The sequence below is a fragment of the Synechococcus sp. R55.7 genome (assembly GCF_047461955.1).
Classification (GTDB): Bacteria; Cyanobacteriota; Cyanobacteriia; order Thermostichales; family Thermostichaceae; genus Thermostichus.
Window position 1 is genome coordinate 1 of the sequence record NZ_JANSIC010000468.1, and the last position, 710, is coordinate 710.

1 protein-coding gene is annotated in these 710 nt (G+C 53.2%); it reads right to left on the bottom strand.

The window, feature by feature from the left end; all coding sequences use genetic code 11:
- Positions 1-269: 269 nt before the first annotated feature.
- The coding region (locus NW820_RS13175; RefSeq protein WP_414407744.1) for a low molecular weight protein-tyrosine-phosphatase at positions 270-710 on the bottom strand (441 nt) is incomplete at its 5' end.

Genomic DNA, 710 nt, shown 5'->3' on the forward strand with positions numbered 1-710 from the left:
ATCGGAAATAGAGGCAATTAAGTTAGATGAGGATCCCTCTGGGCCAGGATATATGGTTGTTTCAGACTGCAGGAAAGCAACTTGGGGATCCCAGGTTCCCCTAGTCTGCTTTGGGAGACAGATAAGGGGTATGTTTGTGTTGGCCGGTTAGAGATCGAAGGCAGGGCAAATGTCCCAGACTTATTCGGAATGACTATCGCGAACGGAGCTATTGTACTGGCTACCGTCTCATCGCCATTTGAATTGACTATAAATAAACACACAAGCTCTCAAGCACGGGGGGGCAACGGTGGGCATTGGATCCCGGGAACCAGGGATTCCAGCAAGCCGCTACAGGCATCCCAGAGCAGCTCGATCACGTAATGGAATCCAGCCTCACCCCCGTAGTAGGGATCCGGAACTTCTTCGTCAGAATGAGAGCGGCAATAGCTGCACATCAGGCGCACTTTCTCGGCATATTTTCCCTGGGGATCCAAGCTGAGAATGTCGCGGTAATTTTGTCGATCCATAGCCAGGATCAGGTCAAACTCGCGCAGGTCGGCAGGTCGAATCTGGCGGGCCTTGCCTTGTAGCTCTAGGCCATAGCATCGGGCTGCTTGTTGCATGCGCCTATCTGGGGGGCTGCCGATGTGATAGGCTGCCGTACCTGCTGAGTCGCAGATAATTGCTTCCTTATGGCCGCTGCTGCGCAAAAGGTGATTGGTGATGCC